Genomic DNA, 20,270 nt, shown 5'->3' with positions numbered 1-20,270 from the left:
GCCGGTCGGTATCCGCTAAGCGTGGGTATCGATGAAAGCGGCCACGTGCCGAGCAGCCGCAACAGGAAACTGGAGGTGGGGACCGTGCCCGGCGCGCGGGAACGTCACCAGGTGGAGGGTCGGCAACTGGTTGTTCAGCGCATACCAGTTCTCGACCGGGAAGACGATGTCGTGATCGCCGCCCACATGCAGCACCGGAATGTGCGTGGACTTGAGCGCGTGAAGCACGGCTTCGACCGGGAAGGCGGGGTTCCGCGGCCCATCGCCAAGTTGGGCGCCGGCCCATTGCCATGGCACCTCGGGGCTCACGTCGGCTTTGCGCGCGGCGAGCCGCTCTGCGGATTGCCTGGCCGCCTCCCGGCTCTCCGGAGAGGCCGGCTCGAAGAACAGGCTGACGAAATCGTCGAAGTCGTTCTCGCGCTTGGCCAGCGTATAGAACAGCGCCTCGCCCGGTTTGGCCAGCTCGCCCGGCGGTGTCGTGGCGAGCAGCACGGCGTGGCTGACGAGCTGAGGCGCCAGTGTCATCACGAGTTGGGCAGCAATACCGCCGACCGACCAACCGCCGATGATGACCTTGCCGAGGTCTAGCGCGACGATCAGGTCGATCGCATCACGGGCCAGCGACGCAGGCTGATAAGTCGGCTCACCGGTGGACTGCCCCATGCCGCTGTAGTCGAACACGGTCACCTGGAAGCCCTGGCTGGCCAGGGAATCGAGGAAGAGAGGATCCCAGGCGTCCATGGTGCCCCGGAACCGCACGCAGAGCACGACCGGCTTTCCACGCCCGAAGGTGCGATAGGCGAGGCGCCGTCCCGGCACGTCGGCGAACCGGGTTTTCGCGGTGAGGCTTGCCGAGACTTCGGCCGTTGAAGCATTCATTGAGTCCAACCTTGCATGACCATCGATGCACTGTGAGGCACGGATGCCAGGCCTTCATGATTCCCGCTCCGCAGAAAATCTCAAACGACATTTATCGTGAGGTTTTCGGACATGCGGACCCTGAATGCCGTGCCGCGCCCTCCCAATCGTGGCGCTTTCGATGCGCGCCGCGCCAGCATCAAAACTAGCCGCAAAGCCAGACCGGATAAAGCGTGGACGCCTGAACAGTACATCCGTGCGGGCCGAACAATGGGTCTCCAATGCCGCGCTGACGCCAGTTTCCCGCACGTTTCCGGGGCATGACACGTTCACTTCGCACAGGGGGGATATGCGACAATCGCCGCGACCTTGAAGACAGAAACACAACGCTGTCATCGCGGTTGGTGCGTTTTTTAAACCCGTGAAGTGAAGCATGTCCATGGATGCCAAGACACAGGACGCGACGTCAGTCGTCTACATCGTCGACGACGAGGAATCGACCCGCTCGTCATTGACCAACCTCCTGCGTTCCGTGGGATTCACCGTCCGCAGCTTCGAAGGGACGGCGGCGTTCAAGGCATCGGCGAGCGCGAACGTACCGGGCTGCCTGCTACTCGATGTTCGCCTGCGTGGAGAGAGCGGATTGTTCTTTCAGCAGCAGGAGAAGGCGAACCACCGGATGCCGATCATCTTCATGACGGGATATGCCGACGTGAGCATCTGCATCAAGGCGATGAAGGCCGGAGCTGCGGACTTTCTTCTCAAGCCATTGGCAGAGCAGGATGTCATCGACGCCGTGACGGCCGCCCTGGCATTGGACAAGACCCTGCTCGATGCGGATCACGCGCGCAACAAGCTGGCGCAGCTCTATGACTCGCTGACCGCGCGCGAGCGCGAGGTGCTGGCCTACGTGGTAGGCGGCGCGCTGAACAAGCAGATCGCTGCCGGCATCGGCATCAGCGAAGTCACTGTCAAGGTGCATCGTGGCACTGCCATGCGGAAAATGAAATCGAACTCCGTCGCCGACATCGTGCGCAAGGCGCAGATGCTTGGCATCGAGCCGATGTGGCGCTGATCAGGGCCGCCGCGCCTGTCCTTGCACGCCCGGCAGCGTAAAGCAGAGCGTCGCGCCCTCGCCTCCCATCGACTCGGCCCAGATGCGGCCGCCGTGGGCCTCGATGATCGACTTCGAGATGGACAGGCCCAGGCCCATGCCTTCGGCCTTGGACGTCGCGAAGGGCTGGAACAGCCTCTGGAACGCTTCAGCGTCGATACCCGGCCCGGAATCGGCCACCTTGAACCGAATGCTGTCCTCGCCTTCCGGCTCCGCCTGCACGGCGAGACGGCGTACCGGCGCATTCGTTCTCGCTTCGATGGCGTGGATACCGTTCAGTAGCAGGTTGCCCAGGACTTGCTGCAGCTGCAGACGGTCCACGAACACTCGCAGGCCGGCATCCACGTCAGTTTCCACGACGATGCCCTTCGCCTCCGCTTCAGGCGTGATCAGGAAGATCGCCGACGCCACCACTTCGGCCGCCGACTGCAACCTGGCCTGCGGCGGCGTATGTGTCATGAAACCGCGCAGCTTGTGGCAGATCTCGGTGGCGTCGCGGGCCCAGCGCGCTGCGTCGCGCACGGATGACTTGGCTTCCTCCATCTCCGGCTGGTCGCGCTCCAGCCATCGGGCTGCGGCTTCGATCGACGTCCTGGTCGCGGACAGCGGCTGGCTGATCTCATGCGTGATCGACGCCGCCAATTGTCCGATCAGTGCAATGCGTCCGGCGCGTGCCATCTCGGCGCGCATCGACTGCAGGCGGCTGATGTTCTCCTGGTACTCGGAGATGTCGAACGCGAAGAACTGCAGCCGCGCATAGCGGGCAGGCTGGGCCGGCAACGAGCAGCGCCATACGATGGGGATCGTCCGTCCGGTCAGCGACGTCAGCGTGCGCTCGCCCTGACAGGCTGTCGCGCCATCGAACATCGCCTTGAGTACCTTCGAGTTGCTAAGCCGGCTGGCGGGAAGCAGGTCCCTGGCCTTCGCGAAGAAAGATGCCCGGGAGTCCGCATCGAACAACGCCAGCGCGGCGTCATTGGCGTCCACGAAAACGTGATGACGATCGCGCAATTCCTGGATGGCCATCGGATTGGCGTCCAGATAGGCCTCCAGATCCGTCACGCCCTCCGCCTTGCGCGCGTCAACCCATTGCCGGATCCCGGACCAGTCCTCGATCAGGATGGGAATCGGCGCGAAGCGAAAGGTCTCATCCCCAGGATGGCTACACGATGCCAGGCGTGGACAGGCGTCGGGGTCGATTGCGATCTGGGGCGTGGAAGCTTCGGGGCAGGGATGGATCATGGAAGACGGATATGGGCGGCAGGCCACGCGGGCGCCATGGCAATCATGCCGGACCGTGGATGTACCGGCATCTATACGAACGTATAGTCTGCCGCGCTGTGGGCCTTGAAGCTACGGCGCCACCAGCCCCGAGGCCGGAGGCTTCTTCGGGACAAACCCGATGTGCCATGGCGTACGTGCCGCGATACGTCCGTATAAGTGTCCCCGGCACCGCGATTGCGCTAATGTCCGGACGAGAGACCCTTCGCCGCGTTGCGCTACCGATATGTCGTGTCAGTCCTGACGCCCGTGCCTGCCAAGATTGTCTGTGTCATCGATGATGAACCGTCCGTCCGGAGTTCCACCGGCGCGCTGATCCGCGCGCTGGGTTGGGGCGTCTCCTTTTTCTCGTGTGCCGAAAGCTTCATCGCCCATCCGAGCAGCACCGCCTACGACTGCCTGATCTGCGATATCGCGCTGGAAGGTATCTCCGGCCTCGAACTGCTGCGACGGTTCCGTCATGCGGGGCACGCAACACCGTGCATCTTCGTCACCGCCCATGGCACGCCTCGAAACCGTTCCGAGGCCATGCAGCTCGGTGCGGCATGCATGCTCGACAAGCCGGTGGATCCTGATGAGCTGGTCGACTGGATGTCACGCATCCTGGGTTCGATACCCTGACGCGACACGCGCCCGGCCCGTGCCGCCACGTTGCGCACGGTTATACGAACGTGTCGCCCACCATGCGCCAATCGCGACTATTGCGGGCGTGCTGCCGTCCCTACACTCGACGGCATCACCAATCGAGCTGATGCACAGGGGAAACCGGCCATGGAACGCATGCTGCAAGCGATGGAGGTATTTGCGCGGATCGTCGAGTGCGAGAATTTCACGCGTGCGTCGAGTCTTCTCGGCATACCGAAGGCCTCGGCGAGCTTGCTGATCCAGCAGCTCGAAGTCCATCTGCAAGTGAAGCTGCTGCACCGGACGACGCGCCAGGTTCGACCCACCCCGGCCGGCATGACCTTCTACGAACACTGCCTCAAGATACTCCTCGCCATCACCGACGTGAAATCCGTGATCGGGTCCAGCGCGGGCAAAGCGAGCGGCAAGCTGCGTGTGGAGCTGCCGGGCGATATCGCACGCCAGCTGATGCCGCACCTGACCCAATTCCGGCATGAGTATCCGGACGTCAGCCTGCAGATCTCGACACCGCGGCACGCCTCGAACCTGATCCGCGATGGCATGGACTGCGCGATCAGGCTGGGCGAACTCGAGGATTCCTACAGTTTCAGCCGCCGGATAGGGAGCTACCGCCTGATCACCGTGGCAAGCCGGCTCTATCTGTCGCGGCATGGATGTCCTGCCAAGGTAGAAGACCTGGCGGGGCATCGCACGGCTCACGCCGCACAGCACGGTGCCGGCCGCCCTTGGGAGTTCGCGTTCGAGCTTGGCGGCCGCCACACGCGGCATCCTGTGCCGGAGTCCATCGCCTTCGACGACATGGACCTGCTGTTGCACTACGGTCTCCAGCATGGTGGCGTCATTCAGGTCTGGGATGCGGTGGCACGACCCTATCTGGCCAGCGGCCGGCTCGAGGAAGTTCTCGCCGATTGCCGACCCGGCGTCCTCCCGATTCACGCCGTCCACTCGTGCCGAACGCGGGAATCCATGTCGCTGCGCGTGTTCGTCGACTGGCTGTCCGCCGCGCTCGAAGCCGAGCATTGAGCCGGCGGTCAGGATCGCCTGGCACCATTCCCAGTCTCCACGATGCCGCACGTACATTTCGCTTGACATCTATAATCCGGGTTTTCAGGCAGCGGTAGGGGTGGAAAGGATGCATCGGATCGGCTACTTCCTGACAGATGGCTTCCAGGTCATGGCCATCGGCACCCAATCGGTGTTCGAGTTCGCCAACGTCGTGGCGCGTGAGCGTGTCTACAGCGTGACGAACTACTCTCTGGATGGCGGCGAGGTGCAAGCGTCCCTCGGCGTTTCCGTCAAGACGACACCCGTGCATGCGAGCACCGAGGCCGACACCTGGATGATCAGCGGCATCGTCGATCCGACCCAACGCACCAGCACCGCCCAGGAACTGGATTTCGTGCGGACGGCGTCGGAGCAGTCGCGCCGCACGGCGGGCCTCTGCACTGGGGCCTTCGTGCTGGCAGATGCCGGCCTGCTCGACGGCAAGCGGGCGACCACACACTGGGCGTTCGCCGAGGCGCTGCAGGCGCGCTGCCCTGCTGCGCGTATCGAGCCTGACCATATCTTCGTGGCGGATGGCGCCATCTGGACGTCCGCCGGCCTGACGGCAGCGATGGACCTGGCCCTCGGGCTGGTCGAGAAGGACCTGGGCAGCGAGGTGGCCACCAAAGTCGCTCGCGTCATGGTGATGAACCAGCGGCGCGCGGGCGGCCAGCCCCAGCAGTCCGAGCTGCTCAAGCTCGCCCCCAAATCCGACCGCATCCAGACGGCGCTCGAATATGCGCGCCAGAACCTGTCGCGGCCGTTACGCATCGATGAACTGGCGCGGGCCGCACATCTCAGCACCCGGCAGTTCCAACGCATCTTCCAGTCCGAGACGGGCCACTCCCCGGCGAAAGCGGTTCAGCAGCTTCGCATCGAAACGGCACGCACCATGATCGAGCGCGGGCGCCATTCCCTGGAAGTGATCGCGCGGGAAACCGGCTTCCGCGATCGCAATCATCTGCGAGAGGTCTTTGTTCGCACCTATGGCGCAAGCCCGCAAGAATTGCGCAGGGATGCCAGGACGCTGATCGCCGCCTAGCGAGCGTGGCGGCAGGCGATCCCCCTCAGCCCCGCAACGTCACCGAAGGCAGCTCCCCAAACTCCCGCTGGTACTCGCGCGAGAACAGGCTCAGGTGGGTGAAGCCATGCCTTAGGGCGATGGCGGATACCGCGCCCCGTTCCAGGGTGGCGCGCTGGAGGTCCGCGCGCGCGGCCTGGAGGCGCAGCACGCGCAGGTATTCCATCGGCGTGGTGTTCTTGGCCTTGCGGAAGCCCAGTTGCAGCGTGCGCTCGCAGACGCCGCAATGGGCCGCCAGCGCACCGAGCGTGATCGGCTTGTCGAGGTGGGCGCGCAGGTAGCGGATGGCGCAGCGCACGTAGGCCGGCAGGGCGGCGCGAAAGCCGCGCGGCAGCAGGCTGCCGTCATGGCCGAACTGGTCCACCAGCAGCGTACCGAGGATCAGTCGCTCGATGGCGGCGTCGGTGGCCGGCAGCGCCGCCCCGTGCGCGCGGGCGTCGAACTCGGTGCGCAGCCACGCCATCATGGCCTGCCAGCGCGCCGTATCCGCCGCGTGGAAATCGAAGACGAGCGGCGCCGGCGCGTCGAAGCTGAAGCATTCCAGGAACGCCGCTTCCAGCGCCTGCCGACGGATGACCACGCTGAAGCGCTCGCAGTCGGCATCAGGCTGTAGCCGCACCGGCAGCGAAGGCGAGAACACGCGCACCGCGCCCACCGGCATCTCGTCGGCGCTGCCCTCCATCACCAGCCGGCAGCGGCCCGCCGTCACGGTCTGGATCACGAACTCGTCCTTGCCGACGCGCGGCTCGATCTCCATCGCCCGGCCATAGCGCGTGGTGGCCAGCGTCAGGTGACCGATCTGGCACGTGCGCAGCTGCACGTCGGGCGTCGCGTCTTCGGCGTTTCCGACGCTTTCCCCTACATCGAGCCGCGTGGGCCCGAACACCCGCGCGGAGAGCGACTGCACGTGGTCCAGCGCCCGCGCGCGGCCAGCGTGGGCCGTGTTGCCTGTCTGCGATGCGGCGCGCTGCGTCATGGCACGTCTCCGGTGAGGTGCGGCCATCGTAGGAGCCACGCTCCGCTCGGGCAAGTCAGGGAAACCCGCTGTGCCGTGCCCCTGTCCGGATCTCGCGAGGTTTCGTTTCGATGCTGGCGGCTTCGTATCGATGCTACGGCCGCCGCGCCGCGCTCGCTACTGTCAGGGCAGGCGGCCACGCGGCTGCCGGCGGCAGCACGGCCCGACCACGATCGGCCGGCCCGCCCTTCCAACATGGCAGGAGACAACCCCATGCAACCCCCAATCCACCCCGTCGACCAGATGCTGCCCGCCCGGGCGATGGTCTCGCTCGGCTTCCAGCACATGCTGGTCAGCTACCTCGGCGCCATCGCGGTGCCCATGATCGTGGCCGGCGCGCTCAAGATGACGCCTGCCCAGACCACGCTGCTGATCAGCACCGCGCTGTTTACCTCGGGCATCGCCACGCTGCTGCAGACCGTGGGGTTCTGGAAGTTCGGCGTGCGGCTGCCGTTGATGCAGGGCGTGGCGTTCGGCTCGGTGGGGCCGGTCATCGCCATCGGCAGCGACCCCGCACTGGGCTTCAACGGCGTCTGCGGCGCGGTGATCGGCGCCGGCATCCTCACGCTGTTCCTGGCGCCGGTGATCGGCCGGCTCAAGCGCTTCTTTCCGCCGGTGGTGAGCGGCTGCATCATCACTGCAGTGGGGCTGTCGCTGTTCCCGGTGGCCTACCAGTGGACCGGCGGCGGGCACGGCGCCAAGGAGTTCGGCTCGCCGATGTTCTTCGTGGTGGCGTTCGGCACGGTCGCGCTGATCCTGTTCGTGAACAGCCACGGCGGCAAGCTGGTGCGCAGCCTGGCGGTGCTGATCGGCCTGCTGGTCGGTGGCGTGGCGGCGTGGCTGCTCGGCATGGGCAATTTCGACGAAGTGGCGCGCGCGCCGTGGTTCACCCTCGTCACGCCGTTCGCGTTCGGGCTGCCGACCTTCAACGCCGGCGCCATCGCCACCATGGTGATCGTGATGGTGGTGCAGATGGTCGAGTCGATGGGGTTGTTCGTGGCCATTGGCGACATCGTCAAACGGCCCGTCACCGAGCGCGAGGCCACCAACGGCCTGCGCGCCAACGGGCTGGCCAGTGCCATCGGCGGCATGTTCGCCGCGTTCCCGTTCATCGCCTTCATGGAGAACGTGGGCCTGGTGATCGTCACCGGCGTGCGCAGCCGCTGGGTGGTGGCCACCTGCGGCGTGATGCTCTGCGCGGTGGCGCTGGTGCCGAAGATCGGCGCGCTGTTCTCGTCGATCCCCTCGGCCGCGCTCGGCGGGGCCACGCTGGTGATGTTCGGCGTGGTGGTCGCGGCGGGCATCCGCACGCTCGGCCAGGTGGACTACGAGCGCAAGCCGGCCAACCTCAGCGTGGTGGCCATCACGCTGGGCTGCGCGTTGATGCCGGTGATCATGCCGTCCCTGCTCGCCAAGCTGCCGGCCGCGCTGCAGCCGTTCGTCCACAGCAGCGTGATCATTGCCTGCGTGGTGTCGGTCTTCCTCAACCTGCTGCTCAACGGCATCCCGGCGCGCGACGAGGAGCCGGCGCTGGCCGTCGCGCCCGAGCACATCCCGGAGATGTAAGCCATGACCCCTCCCCTCTCCCCTTCCCCGCAAGGCAACCTGCTGGTGCGCGGCGCGGCGGCCGTGATGACCGGCCGGGCCGGCGCCGCGGCACGCGCGGGCGCCATCGACATCCGCATCCGTGATGGGCGCATCGCCGAACTGGCGGCCGGGCTCGTGCCGGGCGCCGACGAGACGGTCATCGACGCCACCGGCTGCGTGGTCTATCCCGGCTGGGTCAACACCCACCATCACCTGTTCCAGAACCTGCTCAAGGCGGTGCCGGCGGGCATGAATGCCGATCTCCAGGCATGGCTGGCGAGCGTGCCCTACCCCCGGCTGGCGCACTTCACGCCCGAGCTGTTCCGCACGGCGGTGCGGCTGGGCATCGCCGAGCTGCTGCTGTCGGGCACCACTACCTGCGCCGATCACCACTACCTCTACCACCACGGCCACGGCGCGGAGACCGGCGACGCGTTGTTCGAGGAAGCCGAGGCCCTCGGCATGCGGCTGGTGCTGTGCCGGGGCGGCGCGATCCAGTCCGCCAGCGACCATCCCGGCATGCGCGCGACCGCGCTGGTGCCGGAGACGCTCGACGAGATGCTCGGCGATATCGAACGCCTGAAAGCCCGCTACCACGACGCCGCACCAGACGGGCTGCGCCGCGTGGCCGTGGCGCCCACCACGCCCACGTTCTCGCTGCCCCCCGTGCTGCTGCGCGAGGTAGCCGGCTTCGCCCGTGGCATGGGGCTGCGGCTGCACACGCATCTGTCGGAGACCGACAACTACGTGCGCTTCTGCGCGGAGAAGTACCGCTGCACGCCGGTGCAGTTCGTGGCGGACCACGACTGGCTCGGCCCGGACGTCTGGTTCGCCCACCTCGTCACCGTCACGCCGGACGAGATCCGCATGCTCGGCAGTACCGGCACCGGCATGGCCCACTGCCCGGTCAGCAACGCGCGGCTCGGCAGCGGCATCGCGCCGGTGCGGGCGATGGCCGATGCCGGCGTGCCGGTGTCGATCGGCGTGGATGGCGTGGCGTCGAACGAGTCCGGCAGCATGGTGCACGAGGCTAATTTCGCTTGGCTGGTGCACCGGGCGCTCGGCGGCGCGACGCAGACCCGCGTGGAAGAGGTCATCCACTGGGGCACGGCCGGCGGCGCGCAGGTGCTGGGCCTGCCCGGCGTGGGCACGCTGGCGCCGGGGCAGTCCGCCGATCTGGCGATCTACGACGTGGGCGGCCTGCGCTTTGCCGGCTTCCACGACATCGCCACGGCCCCGGTGGCGGCGGGCGAACCGACCCCAGTACGCGATGTGTTCGTGCGCGGCCGGCACGTCGTGCGCCAGGGCGAGGTGGTAGGGCTCGACGTGGAGAAGTTGCGCCAGGAGGCACGCGACGCGCTGGCGGTACTGATGGCGTAAGCGGCTTGCCGAAAGCCGCCGCAGGGTGCGGCGGCGTTCAGGGCTTCTTCTCCGCCGCCGAGGCTTCGCGGAATGCCTTCTCGCCGGCGGTGGATATCTCGACCCACTTCTTGTCGGGCGCTGCGCCGTCCACGTAGCTGTCGTGCCAGTTCCACCATTTGTAGGTGGGCGTCTGCGGGTAGCCTTCGGGCGAATCCTCCCAGAGTTCCTGACGCCCCAGCGGGGTGATGTCGAGGCAGTTCCAGGTGTTGCCCATCTGCTCGTCGCCGCGATTGTTCAGGAAGTAGGTGCGGAAGATGCGGTCGCCGTCGCGGAAAAAGACGTTGGTGCCATGCCATTCGTCTACACCAAAGTCGGCATCGAAGCGGTCCGTGATGGTGAACCACGGAATGTCCTTCCAGCCCATGCGCGCCTTCAGCCCCGCAATCTCCGCCTGCGGCGCGCGCGAGACGAACACCATCGTCGTGTCCCGGGCGTTCAGGTGGGCCGGATGGGCGATCTGGTCGGCCACCAGCGAGCAGCCCCGGCAGGCATGCTCGGGCCAGCCGTGCACGCCGGGCTCGTAGAAGGCGCGGTAGACGATGAGCTGGCGCCGGCCGTCGAAGAGGTCCGCCAGGCTGCGCTTGCCGTCGGGCCCCTCGAATGTGTAGGGGGTGTCCACCGCCATCCACGGCATGCGGCGGCGCTCGGCGGCCAGCGCGTCGCGCGCGCGGGTCTGGGCCTTCTCCTTCACCAGCAGCGCCTGGCGCGCTGCCTCCCAGGCGTCCGGCGATACCACCGGCGGGGTCTTCATGTCCTTGGTTGATGTCGTCATGGTTCGCTATCTCCTATGCGTCCTGTACGGGGCGATCCCAGCCTAGTTTGGCACCCGGAGTCGGGATTGGGGAGTAACAAGGCTGACGGGATTGCGTAGGGCGCGGCCCCGGCTGTGCCGTCGTCGTCACAATCGATCATCCGTCCGACGCCATCGGCTACGCCTCAGGGATGATGGCGGCGCCGTCGGTATAGCGCCGGCCCGTCCCCATCCGCCGCAATTCGCCGCCAGCCCTTGCCAGCACTGGCCGCGCGGCGGTCGATACCCACGTCTGATGGATTCCCCCCCGCCGGCCTTCCAGAATGAACCGGACCGTCACGGCTCACTGTCATGGGGACAGCGACCGCGCCGCACGGACCGCCTTCAGGAGGCACAAGCACATGGACGTCCAGACCATCCGGGAGCGCGCGTTCGCCGCGCCGCTTTGCAGCCCGGCCTATCCGATGGGACCGTACCGCTTTCTCCATCGGGAGTTCTTCGTCATCACCTACCGCACCGACCCCGAGCGGCTGCGCGCCGTGGTGCCGGAGCCGCTCGAGATTGCCGAACCGGTGGTCCACTACGAATTCATCCGCATGCCGGACTCCACCGGCTTTGGCGACTACACCGAGTCCGGCCAGGTGATTCCGGTGATCTACCAGGGCCGGCGCGGCAACTACACCCATGCGATGTTCCTCGACGATCACCCGCCGCTGGCGGCGGGGCGCGAGCTGTGGGGTTTTCCGAAGAAGCTGGCCACGCCGCGCCTGGCGGTGGAGACCGACACGCTGCTGGGCACCCTCGACTACGGTCCGGTACGCGTGGCCACCGGCACCATGGGCTACAAGCACAAGGCGCTGGACCAGCAGGAGGTGCACGACGCGCTGGCGAACACGCCCAACTACCTGCTGAAGATCATCCCCCATGTGGACGGCACGGCCCGCATCTGCGAGCTGGTCTGCTACTTCCTCAAGGATGTGGACGTGAAGGGCGCCTGGAGCGGCCCGGCCGCGCTGTCGCTGTTCCCGCACGCGCTGGCCCCGGTGGCAGACCTGCCCGTGCTGGAGGTGCTGGGCGCGAAGCACTACGTGGCCGACCTGACCCTCGGGCTGGGCGAGGTGGTGTTCGACTACCTCCAGCGCTAGCCCCAATCCCTTTTCTCTTTCCCTTCCCCTCTTTCGGAGAAACAAGCATGAAGCTCCAAGGCAAATCGGCCATCGTGACCGGCGCGGCAAGCGGCATCGGCAAGGCCATCGCAGAAACGTTGGCCCGTGAGGGCGCGGCCGTAGCCGTGGCCGATCTCAACGCGGACGCCGCCAACAAGGTCGCGGCCGAGATCGAGGCCGCTGGCGGCCTGGCCATGGGCGTGGCCATGGACGTGACCAACGAGGATGCCGTCGAGTCCGCCACGGCGGCGGTGGCGGAGCGCTTCGGCGGCGTGGACATCCTGATCTCCAACGCCGGCATCCAGATCGTCGCCCCGATCCACGAATACAGCTTCGCGGACTGGAAGCGCATGCAGGCCATCCACCTCGACGGCGCCTTCCTGACCACGCGCGCGGCGCTCAAGCACATGTACCGCGACAACCGGGGCGGTACGGTGATCTACATGGGCTCGGTCCATTCGCACGAGGCTTCCCCGCTGAAGTGCGCCTACGTGGCCGCCAAGCACGGGCTGCTGGGCCTGGCGCGCGTGGTGGCCAAGGAAGGCGGCGAGCACAACGTGCGCTCGCACGTGATCTGCCCCGGCTTCGTGCGCACGCCGCTGGTGGACAAGCAGATTCCGGAGCAGGCGCGCGAGCTGGGCATCAGCGAGGAAGAGGTGGTGCGCCGCGTGATGTTGGGCGGCACCGTGGATGGCGTGTTCACCACCGTGGAGGACGTGGCCGAGACGGCGCTGTTCCTGTGCGCCTTCCCCTCCACCGCGCTGACCGGGCAGTCGTTCGTGGTCAGCCACGGCTGGTACATGCAGTAAGGGCGACGGGCGCCCCGTGGGAAACCCCGGGGCGCCACACGCCAACCGAGGCGAGGAGAAGACATGTTTCTCGAGAAGCAACCCCTGCAGGGCAGCTCCGGCGCCGCGCGGGCAAGAATCGAAGTGGATCGCGGCTATGCCGTGCGGGCGCTGGTGCTGCAAGGCGGCGGCGCGCTGGGCTCCTATCAGGCGGGCGTCTACGAAGGGCTGGCCGAGGCCGGCATCGAGCCGAACTGGGTGGCGGGCATCTCCATCGGCGCGCTGAATGCGGCCATCATCGCCGGCAACGCCCCCGAGCACCGGGTGGCGCGGCTGCGCGAGTTCTGGGCCCATATCTGCCGGCAGCCCTGGCTGCCCAGCCTGTTCCCGTACGAGACGATTGCCGACAGCGCCCAGCACTGGCCAGACCCGCTGCGCATCTGGTTCGATGGCATCGAGGCCGCACGCGCACTGGTCGAGGGCCAGCGCGGCTTCTTCTCGCCGCGCGTGTGGCGCACGCCGGGCGCCCACAGCGCGAGCTACTACGACACCTCGCCGCTGAAGGCCACGCTGGAGCGCTTTGCCGACTTCGACCGCATCAACCGCCATGCCGACATGCGCGTGTCGGTGGGCGCCGTGAACGTGCGCACGGGCAACTTCGTCTATTTCGACAATACCCAGATCACGCTGCGCGCCGAGCACTTCATGGCCTCCGGCGCGCTCCCGCCCGGCTTTCCGGCCGTGGAGATCGACGGCGAGTACTACTGGGACGGCGGCCTGGTCTCCAATACCCCGCTGTCGGCCATCCTGCAGGCCAAGCCGCGCCGCAACGCGCTGATCTTCCAGGTGGACCTGTGGAGCGCCCAGGGCGCGCTACCGGAAGACCTGATGGCGGTGGCCACGCGCCAGAAGGACGTGCAGTATTCCAGCCGCACGCGCCTCATTACCGACTCGATGAGCGAGCAGCAGAACTTCCGCCGCCTGCTCAACGACGTGCTGGCGCTGGTGCCCCCGGCGCGCCGCCAGACCGAGGCCTACCTGCGCGCGGCGGCAAGCGCCTGCGATGCGCGCCGCAACGTGATCCAGCTGATTTACCGCGATAAATCGTTCGAAGGCAGCGCGAAGGACTTCCAGTTCGGGCCGCTGACGATGCGGGAACACTGGACCAGCGGGTTGGACGATATCCGCGACACGCTGAGCCGTCCGGAATGGCTGGCCATGCCCACGCATGAGGAACCGTTCGTGACGCACGACATCCATCGGCAAGAGGCCGAGGACGCTCAGTAACTCAGTAACCCATCGCCGCCGGCTGGGCCGCGCCATCTCCCGGGCGCGGCGCGGCCGGGCTGGCCCCGCGTGGCGGGCACAGGCCGAGTTCCAGCGCCATCTTCACCAAATCGGCGAAGGTGCGCGCTGCCATCTTGCGCATGGCCCGGGCGCGATGGATCTTGATGGTGACCTCGCTGATCCCCATCTTCCCGGCAATCTGCTTGTTCATCAGGCCCGAGGCGGCCAGCGTCATCACTTCCCGCTCGCGCTCGCTGAGCGTGGCATAACGGGCGCGCAGGTCGTCGCCGCATTGCAGCGCGTGACGCTTGGTGCGATCGACGGCAATTGCCGCCGACACCGCGTCGAGGAAATCCTGGTCCCGGAACGGCTTGGTCAGGAAGTCCACCGCGCCGGCCTTCATCGCCCGCACCGACATCTCGATATCGCCATAGCCGGTGATGAAGACCACCGGCAGGCACATGCCGCGCTGGTTCATCTCGCGCTGCACCTCCAGCCCGTTGGCCACCCGCAGGCGCACGTCGAGCACCACGCAACTGGGCGAGTCGTCGATTTTCACCGCCAGGAACTCTTCCGCCGTGAGGAAGGAGCGCGAGCGCATGCCGACGGAGCGCAGCAGGTTCGCCAGGGCGTCGTTCATGCCGGGGTCGTCATCGACGATGTAGATCAGCGGTTCGAGGGGGGCGCAGCCGTGAGGGGACTTCGGTGGCAGGGATTTCACGATGGGCTCCGGGTCTTGCAGACAACAATTTCAGTTGCTGGAAGTCTAGGCAGGCAGACGGCAGCCAACAAGACGCATGCCCGGGAGGCCGCGTTTCCAAGTCCGCACCAATCGCCCCGGATACGGACGACAAAAAAAGAACCGACGGCCCCGGAGGAGGAAGCCGTCGGTCAAACGGGATGGAGGAGACAGGATGGAGAGAAGCGGGACGGCTTAGAACGTGATGTTCGGGTTCCCGGCGGCCAGCGCCTGCTCGCGCACTGGCGCGGGCGGGTAGATCCACTGGGTGTTGATCATCATCTTGCGTTCCTTGCCTTCGGCGTGCGTCAGCTTGACCTGACGGTCCCAGCCTTCGGTGTAGACCGCGCCCCAGCTGCCCAGGTCCAGGCAGGTGGCGTAGAACGGCTGGCTGTAGTCGAGCGTCGGCAGGCCCAGCAGGTCGGCGGCCACGTTGTGGCCGGCAAAGCGGCCCATGAACAGCGCGTGCTGGCAGGACATCAGCGAGTAGTGGTCCTGGTCGTCGGTGAGCGCGCGCACCACGTCGCCGGCGCCGAAGACGTCCTTGGCGCCGATCACGCGGAGGTCAGGCGTCACGTCCATGCGGCCCTGGCGGTCCAGGTTCGGGGACACCTGCTTGGTCAGCGTGCTGGCGACCATGCCGCCGGTCCAGATGATGGTGTCGGTATCGATGCGCTCGCCGGTGGCCGTGACCACGCCGGTGGCGTCCATCGACACCACACCCGCACCCAGGCGGGTTTCGATGCGAAGCTGGTCCAGCGCTTCCAGAATCTGCGGACGCGGGCCCGGGCCGAGGTCGGGGCCAATGGCCTCGTTACGCTCCACCACCACGATGCGCGGCTGGTAGTCCTTGCCGAAGATGGCGCGCAGGCGCTCGGGCAGCTCGGTCGCCACTTCCAGGCCGGTGAAGCCGCCGCCGACCACCACGAAGGTATTGCGGGAGGCCGTGCTCGGGCGCGCGGCCAGGCCCTGCAGGTGCTCGCGCAGCTTCACGGCCTCGTCGATCTGGTCCACCGCGAAGGCATGCTCGGTCAGGCCCGGCAGGGGCGGACGGAACAGGCGGCTGCCGCTGGTCAGCACCAGGCGGTCATAGCTGACCGACTGCGTGTCGCCGGAGGTGGTGGTCACATCGACGCTGCGGTCGCCCGGGTGAATCCGGTCGACGGTGCCTTCGATGAACTTCACGTTGACCGCGTTCAGCAGCGGCAGCAGGGGCACGGCCATCTGCTCAGGCTGGGCTTCATGCAGGCGGGGGCGCACGTGCAGCTCGGCCTTGGGCGACACCAGCGTGATCTCGACCACGGTGTCCGCGTTGCGCTCCATGTCCACGACACGCGCCGCACCGAGTGCGGACCAGACGCCGGCGAAGCCGCCGCCCACAATCAGAATCCTTTGTTTCATGGTCGTTTCCTCTTTATCTCAGCCAGGGGTGCCGCCGGGCACGGCAGCGATGGGATACCTACGGGAGGGCAGGGCACCGCTGCAGTGCGGGGACACTGCGGCGGTGCGGCTTGGTTGCCGTCCTGCTTGGGATGAATCGTAGGTGGAGGGGCGGTGGACCGGAAGTACCGCCACGGTACGCATGCTGTTGCCGCGCAGGCACCAATCGAGGGTGTACTCAGTGGGCGATGGCGATGACGCTTCGCATGCCCTCGCGGGCCATCTTGGCGTAGGGGCACATGCGCTCGGTATTGCGCACAAGCTCCTCGGCCACGTGCCGTTCCACACCCGGCATGCGGATGCGGACGTCCGCGATCAGCGCGTAGGCGCCATCGGCGGGGTCGCGCCCGAACGCGACCTCGACGGCCACGGTCATTGCTGCGACATCGACGTGCGCGCGCTTCGCGATCAGGCTCAGCGCGCCGTGGAAGCAGGCGGCAAAGCCCGCCGCGAAGAGCTGCTCGGGATTGGTGCCGCTGCCCGGGCCGCCCAGCGCGGCGGGCAGCCGCAGGTCCAGCATCAGATTGCCGTCATCGGATCTCGCCACCCCGGATGCACGGCCGTGCTCCGCCGTGCCGCCCGATACCGTGACGGTGGTCGTATACAGCGCGGTGAAGCCCTGGCCCCGGTATCGGTCGAGCAGCGTCAGCGGTGGAGGTTCCAGCCTCTCGTTATCCATCGTGTCTCCCGGCTGGTTGTTATCGATGCATCCAGTCGCTGAAGCTGATGTGGCCGAGCCGCGCCTCCCCTTCCGGCACCAGCGTGCCCTCCTGGAGTTCGGCGCCGAAGTAGCGCGCGTCCGGATCCGCCACGGCGGTCTTGGTAGCGCCGGTGGCCTTGAGGTAGCGCTGTACGAGGTCGCTCATCTGGAAACGCTCCGGGCCGGCGATGTCGACGATGCCGTTGACCGGCGCGGCCAGGGCGGCGTCCGCCACGGCGTCTGCCACGTCATCCGAGGCAATCGGCTGGATCAGCGCGGGCGTGATGCGCAGCGTGTCGCTGTCTCCCGCCGACTGGACGATGGCGCCGAGGAATTCGAGGAACTGCGTGGAGCGGACGATGGTGTAGGGGATGCCGGCGCCCCGGATCAGCGCTTCCTGGGCGATCTTGCCGCGGAAATAGCCGCTCTGCGCGAGCTTGTCCGTGCCGACCACCGACAACGCCACATGATGGGCGACCCCGGCGGCCTTCTCGGCGGCGGCCAGGTTGCGGCCGGACGTCTCGAAGAAGTGCAGCACCGCGTCGTCGGCGAACGAGGGCGAGTTCGCCACGTCCACCACCACCTTGGCACCGGCCAGCGCCTTGTCCAGCCCTTCGCCGGTCAGCGCGTTGACGCCCGACTTCGGCGAGGCCGCCACCACGTCATGCCCTTGCGCGACGAGACGCGCCACGACCTTCGTGCCAATGAGGCCGGTTCCGCCAATGACCACAATCTTCATGATGCTTCTCCTTGCTGAGTGCTGCGTTGCCGAGGGGGGATGAATTCACCCTCATGCTAGACACCGGCGGCGCGTGGCGCCAGACCGACGCCAAGCGCACGGTGTTTCCTGTTTCGCACCAATCACAAGGAGACGTACAAAAAGAAGGCTAGCGGTTCACCTGCAGGCGGTATTCGCTGGGGGAGAGGCCGAAGTGGCGCTGGAAGGTCACGCGCATGCGCTCCTCGCTGCCGAAGCCGCATTCGTTGGCAATCTGGTCGATGGCCCGGTTCTGGTCCTGGAGCGCCCGCCGGGCGGCTTCGAGCCGGAACAGCTCCACGCCCTTGGCCGGCGTGCGGCCGGTCTTCTGCTTGTAGACCCGTGCGAAGTTGCGCGGGCTCATGCCGACATAGTCGGCCAGCTGCTCGACGGAAAGCTCGGCCCGGGACAGGTTTTGCACGATCCACATATGGAGCGACTCGAACACCGGCACCTGCCGGCTCTGCGTGATCAGCATCTCGCTCAGTTGCGGCTGCGCGCCGGGCCGCTTCATGTACACCGCGAGTTCCTTGGCGGTGTTCAGCGCCACCTCGTGGCCGTAGTCGGCCTCCACCATGGCGAGCGCGAGGTCGATGCCGGTGGTGACGCCGGCCGAGGTCCAGAGATGCTGCTGTTGCACGAAGATGGCGTCGGCGTCCAGGTCCACGCTGGGAAACAGCTCGTGGAAGCGGTCGCGCATCGCCCAGTGGGTGGTGGCACGCTTGCCGTCGAGCAGGCCGGCGAAGCCCAGCAGGAAGGCGCCGGTGCACACGGACGCCACGCGCCGCACCTTGCACGGCGCGTCGTGCAGCCAGGCGATCAGCGACGCGGAATGCTGGGCCACGTCGATGATCTTCGGGGAGCCCGGCACGATCACCGTGTCGACAAGGCGCAGATCGAACGTCTCCAGCGACTCGACCTGCAGCATCGTGCCTTCCGCCGACGGTACGGCGCCGCCATCCAGGCTGGCGGTATGACAACGGTAGCCCGCCAGCCCGTGCTCGTGCGCGTAGCGGGAAGCGGCCCAGAACACGGTTTGCGGTCCGGCCAGGTCGAGCAGGCTCACTTCGGGATAGACCACGAAAAGAATATTGCGTGGCATCTGTTCAATGTTCCCTGCGTACGGCGTAGGTGTCTGGCCCATGGCTGGTAGCGCTGAAATCGGTGGATGTTAAGTCTTGCGGACAATCTGGCGCAAGACCGTGACCGGCGGATGTCGGGCTGCCTGGTGGACCCGGCGGACCCGGCGGCACGTGGCGCAGATCGATCACGGCCTGCATCAGCGCAGGGCGTTCGACCATGCCGAGGTAGGCACCGTCCCGGGTCACGACCAGCGGGTCCGCCGGGTGCCGGTGCAGCGTCGGTGTCAGTGCCCGCGCCAGCTCGATGACCGTGGCATCGATGCAGAGCCGGTGCGGCGCGTGCGAGACGAACTGCACGCAGTGTTCACGATGGATCCAGCCCCGGTAGCACGGCAGCCGCACCACATCGCCAATCAGCTCGCGGCAGATCACCCCCACCGGCACCTCCCCCCTCAGCACGGCCACCGCGCTGGCGGTGGGATGCTGGGCCAGGATCCGCAGCGCGTCACCCAGGGACTGCGTGTGCTGCACGGCGGGAATTCGGCGCAGCAGGGTCGGCAGCACAGCCGTTGGCACGCGATACGGGTCTTGTTTCATCGGGGAGTCGGGGGGCCCACGCTGGCGCAGGCTGGATCGGGACACTGTCAGAGCGAGTCTAGTCAGGCGCGGGATGGTGAACAAGACACCTGGCGCGGCCACGAAGTTTCCCCGTACGCACCAATCGCCCGGCCGATGCCCGGTACGTGCCGAACGCGGCTGGCAGCTTGGCAGGAATTATGGGAACGCTGTCATTTACGTCACATTGGCCCCTAATTACCATCGAAGCAAGTCCAGAACAGGCCGAAAAACCGGCCGGCATCGAAGTCTTTAGTGAGAAGCAAGCATGAACAATGCAGTACGCGTCGCGGTGGTGTACCACAGTGGGTATGGTCACACGCGCCGACAGGCGGAAGCCGTGCACGCGGGCGCCGCCAGTGTCATGGGGGTAAGGAGCGTGCTGATTCCCGTGGAAGACGTCGACGCGCACTGGAAGGACCTGGAATCGGTCGACGCGGTCATCTTCGGCACGCCCACCTATATGGGTAGCGCCTCCGCGCAGTTCAAGGCGTTCATGGACGCCTCGTCGCAGACCGTGTTCGCCACCGGCGCCTGGAAAGACAAGGTGGCCGCCGGTTTCACCAACGCGGCCTCGCGCTCCGGTGACAAGCTGAACACGCTGCAGCAACTGGCGATTTACGCCGCGCAGCTCGGCATGCACTGGGTCAACCTGGGCCTGCCGCCCGGCCACAACCACTCCGGCTCCACCGAGGACAGCATGAATCGTCATGGCTACTTCCTTGGCGCGGCGGCCCAGAGCGATGCGGATGTCTGCGCCGATGACGGCGCCACCGCGGCGGACCTCAAGACTTCAGCCTACCTGGGTGCGCGCGTGGCGCGTGTGGCCCTGCAACTGGCGGCCGGCCGGGCCGAGTTGGCCAAGCTGTCGCTGGCGGCGTAATCACCGCGGCGGCCC

General features: G+C 67.0%; 20 protein-coding genes. 10 read left to right on the top strand and 10 right to left on the bottom strand.

The features are described from left to right. Positions 1–15: 15 nt before the first annotated feature. Positions 16–879, bottom strand: coding sequence for an alpha/beta fold hydrolase (locus tag AC1DEL_RS00670; RefSeq protein ID WP_477125112.1), 864 nt, complete (start codon positions 877–879; stop codon positions 16–18). A gap of 412 nt (positions 880–1,291) precedes the next feature. Here AC1DEL_RS00670 and AC1DEL_RS00665 point away from each other — a divergent pair, with 412 nt between their 5' ends. Then, complete coding sequence (locus AC1DEL_RS00665; protein WP_092294082.1) at positions 1,292–1,933, top strand: response regulator transcription factor; 642 nt, start codon at positions 1,292–1,294, stop codon at positions 1,931–1,933. Here the strand turns inward: AC1DEL_RS00665 and AC1DEL_RS00660 are convergent, their stop codons facing one another. Then, positions 1,934–3,214 carry a sensor histidine kinase gene (locus tag AC1DEL_RS00660; protein WP_477125113.1) on the bottom strand — a complete coding sequence of 427 codons (1,281 nt, stop codon included), beginning with the start codon at positions 3,212–3,214 and terminating at the stop codon, positions 1,934–1,936. A 270-nt stretch (positions 3,215–3,484) separates the two neighbouring features. Between AC1DEL_RS00660 and AC1DEL_RS00655 the strand changes: the two genes are divergently transcribed. The 3 genes from AC1DEL_RS00655 (at position 3,485) to AC1DEL_RS00645 (ending at position 5,984) form a co-directional block, all read left to right on the top strand. Then, positions 3,485–3,874, top strand: coding sequence for a response regulator transcription factor (locus AC1DEL_RS00655; RefSeq protein WP_177219902.1), 390 nt, complete (start codon positions 3,485–3,487; stop codon positions 3,872–3,874). 150 nt (positions 3,875–4,024) lie between these two features. Beyond that, positions 4,025–4,921, top strand: a complete 897-nt coding sequence (locus AC1DEL_RS00650) for a LysR family transcriptional regulator (RefSeq protein WP_092294088.1) — start codon at positions 4,025–4,027, stop codon at positions 4,919–4,921. A 109-nt stretch (positions 4,922–5,030) separates the two neighbouring features. Further along, positions 5,031–5,984 (top strand): GlxA family transcriptional regulator, encoded by a 954-nt coding sequence (locus AC1DEL_RS00645; RefSeq protein WP_092294090.1) that lies wholly within the window; start codon positions 5,031–5,033, stop codon positions 5,982–5,984. A gap of 25 nt (positions 5,985–6,009) precedes the next feature. On the opposite strand, the gene AC1DEL_RS00640 is transcribed toward AC1DEL_RS00645, so the two are convergent. Beyond that, the gene (locus AC1DEL_RS00640) at positions 6,010–6,999 is read right to left on the bottom strand and encodes an AraC family transcriptional regulator (protein ID WP_477125114.1); all 990 of its coding nucleotides are present in this window, start codon (positions 6,997–6,999) and stop codon (positions 6,010–6,012) included. A 252-nt stretch (positions 7,000–7,251) separates the two neighbouring features. Between AC1DEL_RS00640 and AC1DEL_RS00635 the strand changes: the two genes are divergently transcribed. Then, on the top strand, positions 7,252–8,604 hold the full coding sequence (locus AC1DEL_RS00635; protein ID WP_092294094.1) for a nucleobase:cation symporter-2 family protein: 1,353 nt from the start codon (positions 7,252–7,254) through the stop codon (positions 8,602–8,604). A gap of 3 nt (positions 8,605–8,607) precedes the next feature. Beyond that, positions 8,608–10,005, top strand: a complete 1,398-nt coding sequence (locus AC1DEL_RS00630) for an amidohydrolase family protein (RefSeq protein WP_477125115.1) — start codon at positions 8,608–8,610, stop codon at positions 10,003–10,005. A gap of 37 nt (positions 10,006–10,042) precedes the next feature. Here the strand turns inward: AC1DEL_RS00630 and AC1DEL_RS00625 are convergent, their stop codons facing one another. Then, entirely contained in the window at positions 10,043–10,819 is a 777-nt protein-coding gene (locus AC1DEL_RS00625; RefSeq protein ID WP_477107357.1) for a DUF899 domain-containing protein, read from the bottom strand. Between the two features lie 380 nt (positions 10,820–11,199). Between AC1DEL_RS00625 and AC1DEL_RS00620 the strand changes: the two genes are divergently transcribed. The 3 genes from AC1DEL_RS00620 to AC1DEL_RS00610 all read left to right on the top strand — a co-directional run bounded on the left by AC1DEL_RS00620 (position 11,200) and on the right by AC1DEL_RS00610 (position 14,039). Next, positions 11,200–11,943 (top strand): acetoacetate decarboxylase, encoded by a 744-nt coding sequence (locus AC1DEL_RS00620; protein WP_092294100.1) that lies wholly within the window; start codon positions 11,200–11,202, stop codon positions 11,941–11,943. A 47-nt stretch (positions 11,944–11,990) separates the two neighbouring features. Further along, complete coding sequence (locus AC1DEL_RS00615; protein WP_092294102.1) at positions 11,991–12,773, top strand: 3-hydroxybutyrate dehydrogenase; 783 nt, start codon at positions 11,991–11,993, stop codon at positions 12,771–12,773. A gap of 63 nt (positions 12,774–12,836) precedes the next feature. Then, positions 12,837–14,039 carry a DUF3734 domain-containing protein gene (locus AC1DEL_RS00610; protein WP_092294104.1) on the top strand — a complete coding sequence of 401 codons (1,203 nt, stop codon included), beginning with the start codon at positions 12,837–12,839 and terminating at the stop codon, positions 14,037–14,039. A 1-nt stretch (position 14,040) separates the two neighbouring features. Here the strand turns inward: AC1DEL_RS00610 and AC1DEL_RS00605 are convergent, their stop codons facing one another. The 6 genes from AC1DEL_RS00605 to AC1DEL_RS00580 all read right to left on the bottom strand — a co-directional run bounded on the left by AC1DEL_RS00605 (position 14,041) and on the right by AC1DEL_RS00580 (position 19,354). Beyond that, positions 14,041–14,760, bottom strand: coding sequence for a response regulator transcription factor (locus AC1DEL_RS00605; RefSeq protein ID WP_255370790.1), 720 nt, complete (start codon positions 14,758–14,760; stop codon positions 14,041–14,043). A gap of 213 nt (positions 14,761–14,973) precedes the next feature. Continuing rightward, positions 14,974–16,179: an NAD(P)/FAD-dependent oxidoreductase gene (locus tag AC1DEL_RS00600; protein WP_441591208.1), complete on the bottom strand. Its 1,206-nt coding sequence runs from the start codon at positions 16,177–16,179 to the stop codon at positions 14,974–14,976. A 217-nt stretch (positions 16,180–16,396) separates the two neighbouring features. Next, positions 16,397–16,897, bottom strand: coding sequence for an Ohr family peroxiredoxin (locus AC1DEL_RS00595; RefSeq protein ID WP_092294108.1), 501 nt, complete (start codon positions 16,895–16,897; stop codon positions 16,397–16,399). A gap of 19 nt (positions 16,898–16,916) precedes the next feature. After that, positions 16,917–17,657 carry an SDR family oxidoreductase gene (locus tag AC1DEL_RS00590; RefSeq protein ID WP_441591207.1) on the bottom strand — a complete coding sequence of 247 codons (741 nt, stop codon included), beginning with the start codon at positions 17,655–17,657 and terminating at the stop codon, positions 16,917–16,919. Between the two features lie 148 nt (positions 17,658–17,805). After that, entirely contained in the window at positions 17,806–18,777 is a 972-nt protein-coding gene (locus AC1DEL_RS00585; protein WP_255370791.1) for a GlxA family transcriptional regulator, read from the bottom strand. A gap of 4 nt (positions 18,778–18,781) precedes the next feature. Continuing rightward, complete coding sequence (locus AC1DEL_RS00580; RefSeq protein WP_477125116.1) at positions 18,782–19,354, bottom strand: CBS domain-containing protein; 573 nt, start codon at positions 19,352–19,354, stop codon at positions 18,782–18,784. Positions 19,355–19,640: 286 nt separating this feature from the next. On the opposite strand from AC1DEL_RS00580, the gene AC1DEL_RS00575 reads away from it, so the two are divergent. Beyond that, on the top strand, positions 19,641–20,255 hold the full coding sequence (locus tag AC1DEL_RS00575; RefSeq protein WP_092294117.1) for a flavodoxin family protein: 615 nt from the start codon (positions 19,641–19,643) through the stop codon (positions 20,253–20,255). Positions 20,256–20,270: the final 15 nt, after the last annotated feature.

Source organism: Cupriavidus sp. 10L43_2, from assembly GCF_056395265.1.
Note: the sequence above shows the minus strand (reverse complement) of the source record. Positions and strands in the feature narration are given on the sequence as shown.